Annotated in this window: 9 protein-coding genes; 1 reads left to right on the top strand and 8 read right to left on the bottom strand. The window is 39.2% G+C overall.

All coding sequences use genetic code 11. The features are described 5' to 3' along the window. Positions 1-8: 8 nt before the first annotated feature. From U859_RS0112085 to U859_RS0112065, 5 genes are all read right to left on the bottom strand, one after another. Entirely contained in the window at positions 9-3257 is a 3249-nt protein-coding gene (locus U859_RS0112085; protein ID WP_025143628.1) for a SusC/RagA family TonB-linked outer membrane protein, read from the bottom strand. Positions 3258-3752: 495 nt separating this feature from the next. Then, positions 3753-4688 carry a hypothetical protein gene (locus U859_RS0112080; protein WP_025143627.1) on the bottom strand — a complete coding sequence of 312 codons (936 nt, stop codon included), beginning with the start codon at positions 4686-4688 and terminating at the stop codon, positions 3753-3755. 30 nt (positions 4689-4718) lie between these two features. Continuing rightward, positions 4719-6554 carry a RagB/SusD family nutrient uptake outer membrane protein gene (locus U859_RS0112075; RefSeq protein WP_029985694.1) on the bottom strand — a complete coding sequence of 612 codons (1836 nt, stop codon included), beginning with the start codon at positions 6552-6554 and terminating at the stop codon, positions 4719-4721. Between the two features lie 26 nt (positions 6555-6580). Next, the gene (locus U859_RS0112070) at positions 6581-9712 is read right to left on the bottom strand and encodes a SusC/RagA family TonB-linked outer membrane protein (RefSeq protein WP_025143625.1); all 3132 of its coding nucleotides are present in this window, start codon (positions 9710-9712) and stop codon (positions 6581-6583) included. Positions 9713-9749: 37 nt separating this feature from the next. Further along, the gene (locus U859_RS0112065) at positions 9750-10418 is read right to left on the bottom strand and encodes a DUF3826 domain-containing protein (protein ID WP_025143624.1); all 669 of its coding nucleotides are present in this window, start codon (positions 10416-10418) and stop codon (positions 9750-9752) included. A gap of 387 nt (positions 10419-10805) precedes the next feature. Here U859_RS0112065 and U859_RS0112060 point away from each other — a divergent pair, with 387 nt between their 5' ends. Next, positions 10806-11675, top strand: coding sequence for an AraC family transcriptional regulator (locus U859_RS0112060; RefSeq protein ID WP_025143623.1), 870 nt, complete (start codon positions 10806-10808; stop codon positions 11673-11675). Positions 11676-11728: 53 nt separating this feature from the next. On the opposite strand, the gene U859_RS0112055 is transcribed toward U859_RS0112060, so the two are convergent. The 3 genes from U859_RS0112055 to U859_RS0112045 form a co-directional block, all read right to left on the bottom strand. After that, the gene (locus U859_RS0112055) at positions 11729-12661 is read right to left on the bottom strand and encodes a dihydrodipicolinate synthase family protein (RefSeq protein WP_025143622.1); all 933 of its coding nucleotides are present in this window, start codon (positions 12659-12661) and stop codon (positions 11729-11731) included. 58 nt (positions 12662-12719) lie between these two features. Further along, complete coding sequence (locus U859_RS0112050; protein WP_025143621.1) at positions 12720-14288, bottom strand: sodium:solute symporter; 1569 nt, start codon at positions 14286-14288, stop codon at positions 12720-12722. Positions 14289-14386: 98 nt separating this feature from the next. Then, the gene (locus U859_RS0112045) at positions 14387-17845 is read right to left on the bottom strand and encodes a malectin domain-containing carbohydrate-binding protein (RefSeq protein ID WP_240183040.1); all 3459 of its coding nucleotides are present in this window, start codon (positions 17843-17845) and stop codon (positions 14387-14389) included. Positions 17846-17856 lie beyond the last annotated feature (11 nt).

Here is a 17856-nt window from a genome sequence, read left to right as displayed (position 1 = left end):
TAATTAAATTAAAGGCCTACGTTTAAACCGAATGAATAAGTTTTAAGCGATGGGTATGTACCTACCGGACTGGCGAAATCTCTGTAATTCCCTGGGAATGGGTTTATAAACTGAACAGGGTTTGTAGCCTGCGCAAATACCCTTAAACTAGATATCCCTACTTTTTCTATCCATTTTGTTGGGATATTATAACTTAAATTTGCATTTGTAATGGCAAATTGAGTTGCGGGTACCAACCAAAAATCAGTATTTTCATAAATGCTTGAAAAGTATGGGTTAGGATAAGCTGCATTCGTATTTGTAGGTGTCCAGTGATCTGCCCAATATGATGCCCTGTTGGCATACGTAGATGGACTTGTTCCGCTAGGTTTTAATCCACCAATACTGGTATAACCTCCCCATGAAATCCCCATTACAACATTTAAACTTAAGCCACTATAACCAGCACTAAAGTTTAATCCTAAGTTATTGTGGTTATTCTGCCTTTTGGTAACAAATTGCCTGTCTTTGGTATCAATAACACCATCACCGTTTACATCCTCATAATTGATCATACCCGGTTGCAGAATATCGTTTAAGATTTTAACCTTTTTTGGATCGTTTTGCACTGCCGAGCCATTAATTCTTTGTGCAATAATTGCATCAGCTTCTGCCTGTGTTCTGATAATACCTAGTGATTTATAACCGATGTAGCCTCTATCGCTGGAATAGCCGGTATTATCGTCGATAGTACCTAATTGTGCGGTAGAAACATCATATTTAACATTTTTGTTATCGCTCCAGGTATAAAATGGTGTAAAGCTATAATTGAATTTTCCTATCTGATCTTTGTAACCTACACTAATCTCGTAACCAAACATATTGGCTTCAGCAAAATTTTCGGTAGGTACTGCTGCGCCAATGGTAGCAGGAACAGAAGATGTTAAAGTAGATAAAAGATTGTATCCGCGGGTCCAGAAATATTCTCCGGAGATGGATAATTTGTTTTTAAGCAGCCCCATATCAAAACCATAATTCGTTTTTAAATAACTGTCCCACACTACATCACCATTTGGGATCGCAATATTGGTCCTGATCGCAATACTTCGGTCAATTTCATTAAACACGGCACCACCACTACTTCCAGTACCTAAATTGTATGATGCCAGGTATTGATAGGCTTTGGTTGCATCTGTTCCTGTTAAGCCAACTGAAGCACGCAATTTGAATAAGTTTATGGCCGGAAATTTATCTTTAAAGAATTTTTCCTGAGAAACTACCCATCCAACGGATGCTGCCGGGAAACCGCCCCAGTTTTTACCAGGAGCAAACCTCGAACTGCCATCTCTACGATATACTAATTGTAATAAGTATTTGGTATCGTAATCGTAGTTGATACGTGTAATTAAAGACTGAAATCCTGTTTCACTCACCTGCCCGGATTGATTGGAAGTTTGTGTTCCAACAGTAAAGGTTTGATAAGGTAGTCCACCTGCCACAATCCCTTCAGATTGTGCTGCAACACCTTCTGATGAAAGCTCCCTTTGCTCTACAAGCGCTATGGCTGATATATTGTGCTTGCCAAAAGACCTGTTGTAATTGAAACCGGCATTAAATTGATAGCTATCGGCAAATACTGGATTTAGCCTAATCCTATCCCCATTTTTTATTGGAAAAACACCTTGCAGCACTCCACCTGGAATATGGTTGTTGGCACCTGTACCTAAATATTTATAATAGTTAAATGTAGTTCCGTACTGTTTACCGTTAGAACTGTTGATGTTCTTATTTATTGTAGCGGTGGCGGTTAAACCTTTAACACCAGGAATTTCGTAAGTAACCTTACCAAGCATATTCATCACATAAGATTTTGAGCTGGTAAAATTATCTGAGTTTTGTACTAAGAAAAAGTTGATGTTTTCTAAACCACCGGTATTACTTGCGCCTAAAATCACCGGATTTCCGTTAATAAAATATTCAGACCAGGGATTAACGTTTTGTAAAGTTGCCACATCATTATCTAAACTTTCGGAAGTGCTGTTAAGCTTATAATAATAGCTGCGTGATGATGAAACATCTGTACTGATTGAAGCGGATACGTTTAATCTTTTCGAAAGTTTGGCATCAATACTTGCCCTTAAGCCATATTTACTGGAATTAACGCCTTTAAAGTTTGAATTTTGAGTGATGTAATCGCCGCCTAAAAAATAAGTAACCTTATCGCTACCGCCACTAATATTTAATGCCTGGCGGTAAATATTAGAAGTTTGAAAAGCATCTGCTAACCAGTTATGATTGTTTGCGGAGAAATAATCTAATTCATCAGGAGTGTAGTAAAGTGGCTGACGGGTACTTTCTGCTACATTATTAACTACTTTAAAACCATCAGCGTTGATGAAACTATTCACTACAGTTCCGGCAGATGTTTGCTGGTAAACCTGAGCGTTCAAATAATCGTTAACAAAATTACCCAATTGTATACCCGACATCATGTTCGGTAATTTTGTTGCATCGTTAAAACCTACTGAACTGCTAAAATTGATACGTGGAGCGCCTGATCTACCTCTTTTGGTACGTACAATTACGACACCATTGGCTCCAGAAACACCATAAATTGCTGCTTCAGCATCTTTCAAAATCGAAACACTCTCTACCACATTTTGATCCAATAAATCAAAGTCGGCCTGCGTTCTGATCACATCATCAATTACGAATATCGGATTGGTACCCTGCTGGCTATCTTTAGAGTATACAACAGGGTTACGTACAGTTATAGTAGTACCCTGTCCTGGTCTTTGTGCACCACCAGATACAGAGAAACCAGGTGCAGCACCGCGTAATGAAGCACTTAAAGATAATGCAGGTACGTCTTCTATACTTTTCATATTAACGGTAGAAACAGCCCCGGTTAATGTGATTTTTTTCTGAGTACCATAACCTACTACTACTACATCATCTAAATTTTGGTTATCGGAAACCAATTTTACATTGATTGTAGTTTGTGTGCCCACTGGTACAGTCTGCCTGGTATAGCCAATGTAAGAGAAAACAAGTACATCGCTATTCGATTTCACTTGTATAGTGTACACACCATCCGAATTTGTACTTACATTACTCGGAATCCCTTTTAAGCTTACGTTCACACCAGGAATCCCCTGTCCATCTGCCTGATCGACAACCTTTCCCGTTACCTTCCGGTCCTGGGCAAAGAGGATGGTACTTGCCAGTAGCATAAAAAGCAATGACAAAGAAATTTTGCGTAAAAATTTTAAGTTCATTTTATTATTTGGTTAGTTAATATTATAATGTTGGCTGGTTAAAGGCCTGCGTCTTAATGCTTATGTTTTACTATTTTATGTTGTAACTGATTGTTTAAATATCCTGATCAATAAGTTCTTAAATAATTTTTGGTTAGGAACGATAAAATAAAACGTTCAATTAACGCTTATACAAATCAAAGTGAAAAAAGTATGATGTGATTTGGCTCATTTTTTTTATTTGGATCTAGATAAATATTTTGGTTAGAAAGTATTGTAATTCAAAGTTGCAATCAAAAATGGCTTGTTTTAGCGAGTATGTTCGCTATTTATTATACGATCTTATCAAATACAGAAATAAAATCTATAAGTAACATCCAGTGTTTTAATTTGGCGATACAAGATATAACTAATTCATATATAAATGAAATATTCTTAAATAAAAAAATCGAGACAATTAAATTGCCTCGATTTCTAACAAAAAGTGAAATTATTGTCTACCTAAAACCTCATATTTTAATTCTGGATTTTCACATCAACATTTAAGAAAACTCCCCGAGATGAATTGTTGCTGGAGATGGAATTGACATAGAAAGCGCCGTACTTACCTTCGGGCGTTAAGAAATAAAATAAGCTACCGGGTATTAAACCGGTGGTAATCGATTTGAATGTGGGTTTGGCGCTTTTGCCTGCCGTAAGAATCTGCGCACCCGTTCTTAAATTTAAGAAAGCCGAAGCTTGTCCCGTTTTTGGGGCAGCAAGTAAAGTTGCACGTTTATTTGTCCATGTGCTCATATCATAAGCGGTAAATGGCATCGGATTTGCATCTAAAACATAAGTATTGTACAAATAACCGTTTACACCATTAGCTGTTACCGGCGTACGATAAATACCAAGATCGATTTTATCGGTGTTCTCTTTACCGTTGGAGTAGCTGTAAAGTTGTCCGTTGGTTAAAGAAATAAAAGAATTGGCTACTTTGGTAACGGTATCCGGAATAAAGATTTCCCTCGATGACCAGTATTTATAATCAGGCAGTACATTTAAGGTAATGGTTTTATAGCCATCACCCAGGTAAATGCCACCTTTATCCAGTGCCCATATGCGGTAAGAGATTAAACCAACCCTTGTATCCATTTTTAGCTTAACGATACCTGTAGCTTTTTTGCGCTGTGTATCATCCAGTGCAATTTTTGTAGGGATGGCAGATGAAGTTTCGAAAATACAGGCTACGTACATATCTGTTTTTGGCGATTCGATGGTGTATTCTAAATAAACACTATCGCCTACGTTTACATCTTTATAACTGGTTACGGCATAAGGGCTTTTGGCCGAATAGGTTACCGTAACATCTTCGAACATGTTAAATATATTAGTGGTTTCTTTTTTACAGGCTGTAAAAAAGATTGTTGCCATTAAGATCAGGCCAACAACATTTAAATTTCTTTTCATTTTAAATTTTATTTACTGATGAATATTGGTTTACAACGGATCGAATGTTCCACCGTCCCACCCTATCGTTTGATCTAACAATGGACTCGAATTCATAAATGTTGAAGGCAGAGCAAAGAAATAATAGGTATCTAATATCCCAAAACCCGTGGCACCTTGATTTACATTTGTAGCCGTAAAATATTTATCAAAAGTAGTCCGGTCATTTACGTTGATGCTTTCCCTAAAACGGATACCGTTAGTGCCTACAGCTTCTAATTCGGTTTTTAATGCAGTTGTTTTCACTGTCCATTGGATGGTTTGCATCTGGCCGCTCAATAAATGGTAACGGCGGGTGCGTCTTAAATCGAATGAGCGTTTGCCCTCGAAAGAAAATTCCACCATCCGTTCGTTCATAATCAGGTCGCGCATCAGTTCTTTTGAAGTAGCCAGGTCTAAGCCATAATTTTTAGTTCCTGGCTGTATTCCTGCCCTGATCCTGATCAGTTTGATGAGGTCTTTCGCTTCTTGTAAATTGCCGATCTCGTTGGCACATTCAGCATAATTTATAATGACTTCGGCAAAACGGAGCTCTACCCAATCTAACCCATTTCCACCAAAATCGTTGGCATAAATAACTGATCCTTTGGCCAGATCAGGATCGCAGAATTTCTTTAAATAAAAACCCTGTGGTGATGCTTCTGTAATGCCACCATTATAACACCATTGTTTACGGGTAGCTAAACCACTTAATTTCCACGAACTTCCGTTATAAGCAATGGAGGCATCTAAACGTGGATCACGGTTTACCCAAAATACCACCGGATCATAAGTAAAAGAACTGGCCTGCCCTACCGGAACACCATCTTTCATGGTATAGGCATTTACTAAATTTAAGGTAGGTGTAAAAGCCGATGCATTACCACCTTCTTCTGTTGGCCTGCTTTTTTGTTCTACATTCTGCCCTCTTTTAGAAAGTTTAGCTGAATACGAGCGAACAATAATGGCCTCGGGATTGGCCGTTCCTTCTTTAAGAAAAACATCTGCATAATTTGGCATCAGCGAGGCTCCTGCAGCTTTACAGATATCGTAAGCCTCTTTATTGGCTTCATAAGCTTTTTGCCACCTGCTTTGATCGAATGGATGTGCAGGATTATTGGTGGGGTTAAATTGCGGACTAGCCCAGTACAATAAAACCCTTGCTTTTAATGCTGCTGCTGCCTGACGGGTAAATTTGCCCCTTTCGGTAGCATCTACCCAGGTTACACCATTTAAAAGGTTCATGGCCGAATCGAGATCGTTTACGATGACCTGAAAACATGCCGAGGCTTTTGCCCGTCCGGTGAGCGTTAAATTATCCGGATCCTGTGGTTCAAGCACCAAAGGCACTCCACCATAAAGCCTTACCAACTGAAAATAAGTAATGGCCCTTAAGGCGAAAAACTGTCCGCGCAACTTGTTTTTCGAACTTTGAGATAAGGTTCCCTTCGGGATTTCTTTTAAGGCAACATTGCAGCGGGCAATATCGAAGTAACGGTTATCGCCTTTATTGCCCTGGTATTTGGTGGCAATAAATTTTACATCATTAGAGGTTAAAACCCCGTTTACCCCAATAGCTTTACGCATAATCGATTCTGAAGAAGAAAATTTATCTTCATCACTGGCATAAATCACATTATCGGCCGTTATTTCATAAGGAAAATCAGGCATGGTTACATCGTAGGTATCGTTTAAAAGGAATTGGATAGATCCCTCGTTATCCCAAATGCGGGAATCCATTCCATTTCTATCTTCAAGTTCGAAAAAGTCCTTTTTGCAGGATGAAGAAAGTATCATCAGCATTGCCATCATTCCGATCAGCAATGTGGTTTTATTTTTTAAAATCATTTTAGCTTGGTTAGAGTGATACAACATTACAGGCTTACATTTAATCCTACTGAGATGGTTCTGAGCGTAGGGTAATCATAAATGGTTGATGAATAAGGATCTTTGTAATCCAGTGGATTAATGATTGTCCACAGGTTATTACCCGTTAATACAAAGCGGGAATCGGCAATGCCTAATTTATTCATGAAATTCCTCGGCATTTTATAGGTCAGCGTCATGTTGTTGATCCTGATCATGGTGCCGCTTCTTGCCCAGAAGGTCGAATTCCAACCAGCAGCAATAGAAGGATCATCAAAACGTGGAAACTCCGCATTGGTATTTTCAGGTGTCCAGTGGTCTTTCCAGTATGCCGGAACATTTACCGTTGTACTTGCCGCTGCTTTAGATTTGGTATCAAAGAATGCTTTTCCACCAAAACGGGTTACAAAATTGGTATTTAAGCTAAATGCTTTATAGGTAAGACCAACGTTAAAACCAATGCCAAAAGAATTAAGGCTTTTAAACATCAGGGTCTGATCTTTTTCGGTAATTTTTCCATCGCCATTAACATCTTCATAATATAACCAGCCCACTTGTGGTACCGATCCATTAATGGTATAAGTAGGGTATTTGTTTAATAAAGCATCTACATCTGCCTGTGTCCTCAGCATTCCTTTCGAAATCAATCCATAGTTTGAAGCGTTGTACACGTTCGGGTTAGTGCCAAACTGGTATTTAAGATCCGGATAGGTAGTATCCCACAACTGGAACTGGTTATAAAACATCCTGTCGATGCGGCTATTGCCAAAACCGAACATCACATCGGTTGATATGCCCAGGTCTTTGCCCAGTTTAGAACGATAGCCTATCGAAATTTCGTGTCCCCATGCTGTTCTTTGCTGATAATTAACAATTGGCGCTTCGAAACCGGCATACATCGGGAAATTTTCGTTATTGCCTTTGTCAAACATATCGTAAGAATAACGGTGGTAATACTCGTAAGTAATGTTCAGTTTATTGTTAAATAAAGTAGCATCTAAGCCTAAGTTCATGGTTCTCGCTTTTTCCCAGGTAATATCCGGGTTCGGCAAAATTGATGGATTTAAACCGCCATACATCGATTCGTTATAAGAATAGCCATTCGGATCTACCTTGTATCGCGATTGCCATAAACGGGCATCAACACGGCTTTCGCCTACCAGACCATAATTTGCACGGACTTTTAAATTGTTTACAAACTTTACGTTTTCTTTAAAGAAATTCTCCTGACTAATTACCCAACCCAGGCCTAAACTTGGAAATAAACCCCATCGGTTTCCAGGAGCAAAATTTGATGAAGCATCCCATCTTCCAATGGCCTCTAAAAGGTATTTCTTGTCGAAATCGTAACTAAAACGGCTGATGAATGAACGTTGTACGGCTTCTCCAAAGGTATTTTCCTGCATGGTAAAGGTAGATTGGTCAAAACCCCAATATTGGTTCACATTGGGCAATACCTGGTTTCTCCAGTACACCGAAAGCGATTCGCTATTGTTCTCCGACTGATCGAAAGCAGCTAAAGCGGTGATGGAGTGTTTATCGATCTGGCGGTTATAACTTAATGATCCAATGGCCTGGTAGCTCGAGGCCATATCGTTACTTTTTAATAATAAGGTATTAGCCAAACCAACAGCCGTAATGGCCGAAGTAGATTCGTTGGTGTACAACAAACTGTTTTGACCGGTCATTTTGAAATTGTACACGGTGTAAGGCGGAATATACTGGCCACCGCTACCACTCCTGTTGTTTTTACCAAAACGTACACTTGCCGTTAAACCTTTAATAAAAGAAGGACTATAGTTTAATGATGCATTGATATTTAAACCCTGCGATTTACTGTAAATGTTATTGCCAGAATTGATAACCGCCAAGGGATTGGTATTTCCGTTGTAATTTACGGGTTTGCCATCAATCTGTATAGGTACCCACATTGGGGTGGTAATCAGTTGCTGGAAAAAGGCCTGATCATTCTCTCCTCCGTTTTTATAGGTGTCGCTGTTTTTTTTATTAAAATCTGTATTTAAGGTTACATCGGCGGTTAAACCTGGAAAAATCTTAGCATTCATGCCCGAACGGAAAGCGTATTTATTATAAGTAATACCTCCGTAGTTACCGGTTTCATTGTAGTAATTACCTCCTGCAAAAAAGGTAATGGCATCCGAACCACCAGAAATATTAATGTTGTGCCTGTTGGTTGAAGCCACTTTCCAAAGTTCATCGAACCAGCTTCTGTTTGGGTTATTTTTTAAAACTTCCAGATCAGCGTCTGAAAATAAGGATGAAGTTGGGGCATTTTTGATTTTGTTGGCATCGTTTAATAAAATAGCATGATCATAAGCGCTGAGCATTTTCACATCACTGGTATTATCCTGATAACCCACATAACCGGTATAGCTAATTTTAGGTTTACCTGCTTTTCCCCTTTTAGTGGTAACTAAAACAACACCTTTTGCGCCAGAAGCCCCATAAATGGCTGCTGAAGCATCTTTCAAAAATGAAATATCCTCTACCATAGAGATATCGATATTATCAAACTCATCGCGGGTTACGGTAATTCCATCGATAACATAAAGCGGTTCGGAAGTAACGCCGTAGAGTTTCGATTGATCGGAAGCAGTTGAATTACGGATGTTTAAAGTGATGGAAGAACCTGGTTTACCTGAAACTGTGTTAACACCAACGCCCTGTATTTTGTTACGCAATGCAGCTGCGATATTGGGTACTGGTAAATCCTGGATTTCTTCGGCTTTGATATTGGCTACAGAACCTAAAATTTCTGATTTCTTTTTAGTACCGTAACCTACCACAATTACATCATCAAGGCCATTAGTGTCTTCAGCCAGGCTTATTTCTAAGGTTGATTTGCCACTCAACGTAACAACCTGCCTAACATAACCTACATAAGAAAATACAAGTACATCGGTGGCCGGATCGGCAACCAGGGCAAATTCACCTTTATCATTGGTGCTTACATTGTTGGTTTTTCCGCGGATACCAACACTCACTCCGGGTATGGGCTGCCCGTCTTTTTTGTCTACTACCTTACCTTTTATCTGTTTTTGTTGGGCAAAAACGCTGGAAAAAGCACAAAGCAGCAGCATTAAAACCCATGGGGTTTTTCGTAAAATTTTAAAGATCATAATAGTTTATTTGGTTAGTTTTGGTTTTTGTCTGATTTTAATTGGCTTCAGCCCTAGCCTTTCGCCTTTTCTCCCACTCTATGCCTTCTTTTTTAAGGTCGTAGCCTGCTGCCGAAAGGTAATTGTTGATGCGGCCTTTGTATTTACCGAACCAGGCATGTTTTTTATCAGATGATTCTGCATCCATGGCATGCTCCCTAGCTTCGGTTAACCAGATCATAATCTGTTTTTTCTGATCTTCGGTCAGCGTTAAAATTTCTTCCTGATAAGCTTTATAAGTGATGGGCAACACATTATAAGTCATGCCATTTTTAACCAGCTCTACCTGCTCATTAGTTAGTTGCGCAGAAAGTTTGCTGATGTATTTTTTGTGAAGTTTAGCTAATGAGGCATCAATTGTACGGCTATTTTTTGCCAGAGCTGAATCACGTTCTATTTTATTGTCTTTGTTTTTCTCTTTTATTTCTTTAACACTGGCATCACGCGCCGCATAAATATCATTCAGATTGCTGTACTGATCGCGCACAATTACCGTTACTTTTTCTGTTTTCCTGGCATCGGTAAGGCCTAAATTGGTCACAATTTTAGCCGCACGATCGGTAATCATTTTGGTATAGGTTTCTTTATCAGCAGCGGCATTAGTTTGTGCAAAAATGGCTGTCATGCTGGAGAACGTTAACATAAAGGCCAAAAGGGATAATTTCATGTATTTGATATTTTAAATTGAATATTTTTTAATGGAATTTGAGCTTTTTTGAAGCATTAAAATTTAAACGGGATCCGTCCACCACCACCAGTTTCGATGATGAGGATGTTTAAATACCCAGCCTAAATTAGTGGAATTTTTGGTGATTTTCCCTTGTCTCATAATTTATTAATAAACAAAAAATTTATAGGAAAATAATTTGTCAGTTTGTAATTTGGTTACGCCTATTGGGCTTTATACAAAACTCAACATAGAAAATCACTATTTTCTAATGGTTTTTAGCAAATTAATATAGGATATTATCATTTAACTGGTTAACTTTAGGCCTGCTGCACAAATTTAGTTGAGTTGATTGTTGCGGTGCTAACCAAATATTTTAACCCTAAGATGAAACCCCATTTTCATAAAGTTCCCATTACTTTACAAAGTTCTTTTAGTATCCGTCACGACATTAAACCCGATTTTGGAAACATCTGGCATTACCATCCCGAACTGGAACTTCATTATGTAATCAAAGGCGAAGGTGTCCGTTTTATCGGCGATAACATCAGTAATTTTGTGCCTGATGAGATGGTACTTTTGGGAGAAAACCTCCCGCATACCTGGCGTTGTAAAGATGAGTATTTTCAGAACAACCCCGACCTGACAACTGAAGCCATGGTGATCCATTTCTTGCCTGATTGTTTGGGTAAATATATGCTCACTTTGCCCGAGGCTTACCTGATCCCTAAATTGTTCGAAAAGGCAAAAAGCGGGATGGTGATTAAAGGAAAAGCTAAAGATAAACTGGTTGATTTAATGCGGGCGGCTGTTGATGCAACGAATTTAGACCGGATAATTATTTTACTTTCGATATTGAAAACGCTTGCAGAAACGGATGAATATTCGACCATTGTAACCAGCAAAAATACTTTTTATCAATCGAACGAATCGGAAACTTTACGCATCAATAAAATTTGCAATTATACCCTCAGCAACTATAAAAAGGACATTACTTTAGAGGAAGTGGCATCGTTAAGTAATTTAAGCGTGACTTCTTTCTGTCGTTATTTTAAACTGATGACTAAAAAGACGTTCTATGATTTTCTGATCGAGATCAGGGTAAGTCACGCCTGCCGTTTTTTGATTGAGAATAAACTACCAACCGAAATGATCTGCTTTGATTGCGGTTTCAACAATGTATCTAATTTTTACCGGCACTTTAAAAAGGTAACGGGGATGACGCCATTGGATTATAAAAGGAAGTATTTGAATTAAGCTAGGATTACAAACCTCGCAGGTTTTTAAAACCTGCGAGGTTTAAAAAAAAATCATATAAAAACCTTAATATTCAGGTTGTTGCGTAACGAGGTGTAATCATCAAATAAAGTTTCCATTCCTTTTACCTCGCTTGTTGTAAATGCGCCCACATTTCTGCGTGTAAAAGTAGAAATGTTTAAACCCCGTTTTTGCAGAAAATATTTGGATACAACCGGATAAACATGGTGCATCACCTCCATATTATCGATTAAAAACTGTTGCACAGCCTGTACCTCATTATTAAGAGATTTTTCGTTATAATGATCACATAACCAAACAATTAACTCCGGAAAGTAATTCCCTTGAATACAGGATAATCCTGAAGTACCTGCTTTTAGCGAATCAACTGCGTGAACCATGTAGGCATCGTACAAACCAAAAGCATAATCCACCGTGAGTTTAAGTTTTTCTTTAATCTGGGCGAGATCCAGGCTGGTATCTTTATGGTAAATTACCCTTCCAGTTGATACAAAATCGGCCAATTGTTGTGGTTTTAACACTCTTTTATAAGGCACGGGGCATTCGTAAAAACCCATTGGAATTTTATCTGTTTGATGCAGCAGATCGAATACACGGTCGTTAAATATTTCATCAGTTTCATTTTCATTGGCCAATAAACTGGTAATGGCAATCACGGCTTCTACGCCTGCATCGCTTACTTCTTTTACAAAATCGGCCTGTTTCGTAATTTCACCACCAAAGGTTCCGGTGGCTACAACAGGTACAGCGCCGTTTGCCACTTTTATGACATGTTTTATCGCCTGAATTCTTTCTTTATCACTTAATTCAAACATTTCACTCGACAGGCAATTGGCAAACAAACCTGAGGCCCCGGCCTGTAAATAAATCTCTGTAAGTTGTGTTAATGCAGGATAGTCAATATTCCCGTTGCTCAAAAATGGCGTGAGCATAACCGGGATGAACCCTTTTTGTGAGTTTTCCATTATAGTTTGATATGGTAAATGTTTTATATTATTTGTCCCGGATAAGGCCAGAATGAGCTTAGTGGACTGTTTTTGTCTTTTTATTTTTAATTTTTGTCAGGAAAAGTCCTGTTAAAAAAATGGTTAAAGTACCGATTACGATAATCATGTTTTTATGTAAAGGATTTCTAAAAACTTCATATTCTGGAGGAAGAAGTGAAGAAAATGTCATCCATATAATTACAGCAATACCGATAATGGTTGCAGTAATGGCTTCGTGGTTTTTGGTTTGCCTGCTGATGATACCGAGCAAGAATAAACCCAGCATTCCGGCCGCAAAAATACCTGATAACTCCCACCAAACATCTAAAATGCTTTTTACACCGATCATGGCAATTCCGGCAATCATGCCTAGCAAGCCAAATCCTACCGTAGCCAAATGTAACAGTGATAAATTCTGTTTTTCGGTAATGCCGGGTTTGAAATATCTTTTGTAAATATCAACCGAAAACACGGTTGCCGAAGCATTCATTCCAGAACTGATGGTACTCATGGCCGCAGATAAAATGGCCGAAACAATCAGTCCAACCAAACCTACCGGGATCTTGGTGACCATAAAATGAGGCATTATTTTATCGCCATAATCTGATGGAACCAAAGCATTCTGCACCTTTAAGACCTCTGCCGCCGAAGCATGTAAAGGCAAGCGCTCAATAGCTACCTGGTGTTTGATCGACTGCACCAATTCCGGATTAACCTCATAGTAAGCAAACAAGCAAGATCCTATAATGAAAAATAGCAATGAGGCTGGGATGTATAACCAAACACATAGCCATATTGATTTCGAAGCGGCTTTACTTGATGATGCCGTATGGTAGCGCTGAATGTAATTCTGATCCATCCCAAAATTATTCAGGTTGATGAAAAAACCATAAAGTAAAACCACCCAGAACGACGATCCGACAAAATCGAATTTAAAACTGCCCAGGCTAAATTTATCGGCAGATTTTCCAATTTCTACAATCTTTGATATACCTCCCGGCATGTTCGTGATGATCAGGTACAAAATGAGCAGCGCGCCCAGGGTTTTCACGATGGCCTGTACGACTTCTGTCCATATTACTGCTTCAATTCCTCCTAAAACGGTATAAACAATGATACAGATACCCATTACGATCATAATCATCTGCATGGAATAGCCAGTGAGCGCCTGCAGGCTTAAGGCAATCCCAAAAAATATCGACCCCATTCTGGCCAGCTGCGTCAATAGAAAACAAACTACTGCATATACCCTTGCCCATGCTCCAAAACGTTTTTCCAAATGCGTATAGGCAGATATTTCTCCGGTATTTCGGTAAAATGGAACAAAATATTTAGAAGCCGCCCATGCTGCTAATGGCATCGAAATACTGAATACAAATGCATTCCAGTTGCCGCCGAATGATTTACCAGGCACGCCCAAAAAAGTGTTACTGCTTAAAAATGTTGCATAAATAGATAAACCTATCGCCCATCCGGGAATCAGGCCCGAAGCTTTTGTAAATTGCTCGGAGTTTTTATTTTTTCGCGAAAAATAAACCCCAACTAATATCATCCCAACAAGATAAATGAAGATGATCGCAAGATCGAATACAGGAAGACCTTTCATTACTTGTTGGCTCGTTTATTAATTTGGTTAAAACAAATATGCATCGCTAAATATCATCATTAATATAAGATTTTGGCCACATATTATACCATCTTATCTTATTGAACATCTAAAGCATCAATTGCCAGGCCTTTGGTTTCTGTGGCAGTTAAGCGCACGCTGTAACTTCCGGCATTAATCATGCTCCCCGTATTCGTGTTCAGGTAATTCCATTTCCCTTCTTTCGTAGGGACAAATTCTGCTATTTCTGTTTTCATTAAGGTTCCATCTGCTGATAAAAATTCCAGTTTGGCTTTCAATAGCTGATTGGACGGGTTATGGTATTTAATGGTTAAGGAATAGGTATCAGCAACGCCAACTGAAATATTCCAGGTGAGGCTCCCCTGGTTGGCAGCATTAAAAATTACGCGCTGTTTGTCCATCAATGCTGCTTTGGTAATATCTTTCCCAGCTAAAATGCCATCAGTCGCTTTATAGCTTGTGGTTGTTTTTAAATCGTAAGCGGGTTGTAAATGGGTAACGGGCAATACAAAAACACTGGCCACCCTACTATCAAAAATGATTCTTTCGTTGGGAATAAGTCTTTTGCGATAAACATCAAACGTTTCATCCCGGCTGTTGCTCAAAGTGCTTTTGGTATTTTCAAATCCCTGCGGAACACTGCTGGTTTTATTGAGTGCAACAAAGACATCAACACTATCAGTCGCGGTAAATTCGATACTTTCTTGTCCGCGTGAAGCTTTTAACCATTCTGAACCATATAAATTTGAAGGTAAATCGATAAATGCTGATTTTTCTCCTTTAAATTGCTCGTCTCCAATATCCAGCCAGCTGTTTAATTCGGCATTTTTGATCTTGGTTAAAAGCGAATTGCTTGCTGGTGCAGGTTTAATATTTTGGTTTAAACTGGCTATGGCAATACCTGAAATCACCGCCTGACCAACTTTCACCTCAGGGAAATTAATATCCAAAAAGCCACCTTTGATTGAAGTTTTGATTGTTTTTTTTAATAATGTATTGCTGCCGGTTTCTTTCCAGATATCCAAATCTTTAATAACCGTTTTTCCATTAAACGCCACATCAAATAAACGCATGGCTTTGGCATCAAAACCACCACCTATTCCCAGCCAGGGCTCAATAAAATAAAGTTCTACTAAATATTCTCCATCAGGCAATGGGAAGTGATATTTTAGCTGATCTCTACCATATCTGAAGGTTTGAAAAAGCTTCCAGTCTTTGGTGCCATTAATAGGTTGAAAAGTACGGCGTTGACTGGCGAAAAAATCGGGCACACCCGGAAAATTAGCCGTCCATGAGGTAGATCCAAAATGATCAGCCGAAGTTAAATTCCGGTCGGAGGACCATTGGTTGCCATCCGCATCCCTATAATCTCCTCCTCCACAGTTGACGCGGTACACATAGTGATAACCCTGCGCCGGCACAGTTAATTGCTTATCCGAAATTAAACTGTTAAAATTTGGACTTTGAGGTAAATTCTGTAGAACCACTTGATCTTTTGCAACGACTTTTCCATTTACATAACCTACCGCATAAAGTACATCGTAATTAATTTCCGGCTTGTTCCATTGAAAATGTGTACCAATTGCCCCACGTTTTTTCTTGCCTAAAGATTGTCCGTTTACATCATTAAAAAGTTCTACTTCATCACAGTTAGAATACACCACAACACTATCTTTAATGCCGGGTTTTGTCCAGCGGTTTGGCCAGGTATGCGAAACGATGTATACCATAGGATCCGTTTGTTTTGGTGCATAATTGGCCCTGAACATGTAAAAAACATCTGTTGGTTCTTCCCAAGGGGTAAACATGCCTTTGTAATTTACAGGACCAATCCGATCCAGATCTCTTAAACCCTCGCCTCCCTGTACCCTTCCCGGATTATCGTGCGAGCTATAAAGCCAGAAAAAATGACCAGCGGTTTTATCTTTTACCGATTCTGCCAGTCGCACTTTCGTTTCCATCAGGTCGGTCATTTTGTTCTCCGTGTATCCTTTTCCATTGGCGTCAGGTTTATGAAGATCTATTGTTCTCCAGGCGCCATATTCGCCTACTAAAACCTGTCTTTTCAAATCTTCGCCATAAGTTAAAGGATTGCCGCCGTAAGTGCCTGTCCAGTTTTGCGGCACGTCCCAATCGGTTCCTTTACCGCCATTACAGGTGGTTACTTTTCTTTGTGAAGAAGCTGTTGGATCCAGTTTTCTGATCAGCTCGGTACATTCTTTTGCGAAGTCTTCGGGCAGGGTACTTTCGTTTTCCAATCCCCATAACACTACCGCAGGGCTGTTCCTTCTTTCCTTTACCCAGTCCGTTAAAAGCGTTTTAAAATTCTTCCTGAATTCGGGCGTATCGTACCAAATGTGTGCTGCCATTTGTGTCCAGCATAAAATCCCTTCCTTGTCCCAATAATCAGAATACAATAAATGATGTGGCTGATGTGCATCGCGGAAGGCATTAAAACCTGCTGCTTTAACCTGCATCACCCTCGACCTGATCTGCTCGTTACTGAAAGCATGACTCTGCCCGATTAAATGCTCATATTCTGCTATTCCGTTAATAAAAACAGGTTTTCCGTTTAATAGAAACTGTTTTTGATTGACTTGATCGCCAATCCGAAAGCCATCGGATGGCCAGCTGATCCAGCGGATGCCATAAGGCGTTTTCAGTTCATCTACAATTTTTCCATTCTCGATGATGATAGTTTGTAAAGTATAGAGATATGGATTTTCCAAAGACCAAAGTTTTGGATTGACAATTTTGTCGGTTTGCTGATCGATCTGGATTTCTTTACCTGGCGGAACAATCAATGTTTTTTTGATTTCTTTAACCTGCTTTCCGCTTGCATCAAGCAATTGGTTAATTATCGATATATTTTTTGACTTTAAAGTATAATTTTTAATGCTGGTACTCAGGTTTAATACTGCGGCTTTTTCTGAAATTTTATTGTCGTTCCAGATGTGAATGCCAAATGGTTCAACACGGATATCATTGGTTACAATTAAATGCACCGGACGGAAAATCCCCATGGGCTGCGAACCTTCTGAAAAACCGCGTTCGGTAGAGCAACCACCATCAACCCAGGGTAAATCCTGGATATTCGCGGGGTGATCGGCCCGGACAGCTAAAATATTCTCCTGATTATTTAATTTAATGGCAGCAGTAACATCCAAAGTAAAAGTTGTTCGCCCGCCTGCATGGTAGCCCACCTTTTTGCCGTTTAACCAGATCGTGGCATAAGAACCAACGCCCTCAAAGTATAAAAAGAACCTTTTGCCGGGTTTAATTTCATTGGTTTTGAATGTTTTTCGATACCAGGCATAACCATGTTTATTGCCATGAAGTTTGCGTTGGTAACCTTCGTATTGGTCGCAGTTATGTGGAACATTAACATTTTTCCAGTTTAAGGTGTTGTAGCCAGCCGACTGAAAACCATCAAAAGCATTTTTGTTTTTCTCATCAGCGATGGTAAGCCAATTGGAGTTTAGAGAGATATCTTTTCTGGTTGAGCTTTGTGCATGAACAAAATTGATCTCAAGCAAAGAAGTGAATA

It is taken from the genome of Pedobacter jeongneungensis (assembly GCF_000633455.1).
Taxonomy (GTDB): domain Bacteria; phylum Bacteroidota; class Bacteroidia; order Sphingobacteriales; family Sphingobacteriaceae; genus Pedobacter; species Pedobacter jeongneungensis_A.
This window is presented reverse-complemented; position numbering and strand designations above follow the sequence as displayed.

Excerpts from the sequence above, each read along its gene's own strand:
- U859_RS0112080 (WP_025143627.1), bottom strand. The coding sequence starts at position 4,688 with ATGAAAAGAAATTTAAATGTTGTTGGCCTGATCTTAATGGCAACAATC.
- U859_RS0112050 (WP_025143621.1), bottom strand. The coding sequence starts at position 14,288 with ATGAAAGGTCTTCCTGTATTCGATCTTGCGATCATCTTCATTTATCTT.
- U859_RS0112085 (WP_025143628.1), bottom strand. The coding sequence starts at position 3,257 with ATGAACTTAAAATTTTTACGCAAAATTTCTTTGTCATTGCTTTTTATG.
- U859_RS0112075 (WP_029985694.1), bottom strand. The coding sequence starts at position 6,554 with ATGATTTTAAAAAATAAAACCACATTGCTGATCGGAATGATGGCAATG.
- U859_RS0112055 (WP_025143622.1), bottom strand. The coding sequence starts at position 12,661 with ATGGAAAACTCACAAAAAGGGTTCATCCCGGTTATGCTCACGCCATTT.
- U859_RS0112070 (WP_025143625.1), bottom strand. The coding sequence starts at position 9,712 with ATGATCTTTAAAATTTTACGAAAAACCCCATGGGTTTTAATGCTGCTG.
- U859_RS0112060 (WP_025143623.1), top strand. The coding sequence starts at position 10,806 with ATGAAACCCCATTTTCATAAAGTTCCCATTACTTTACAAAGTTCTTTT.
- U859_RS0112065 (WP_025143624.1), bottom strand. The coding sequence starts at position 10,418 with ATGAAATTATCCCTTTTGGCCTTTATGTTAACGTTCTCCAGCATGACA.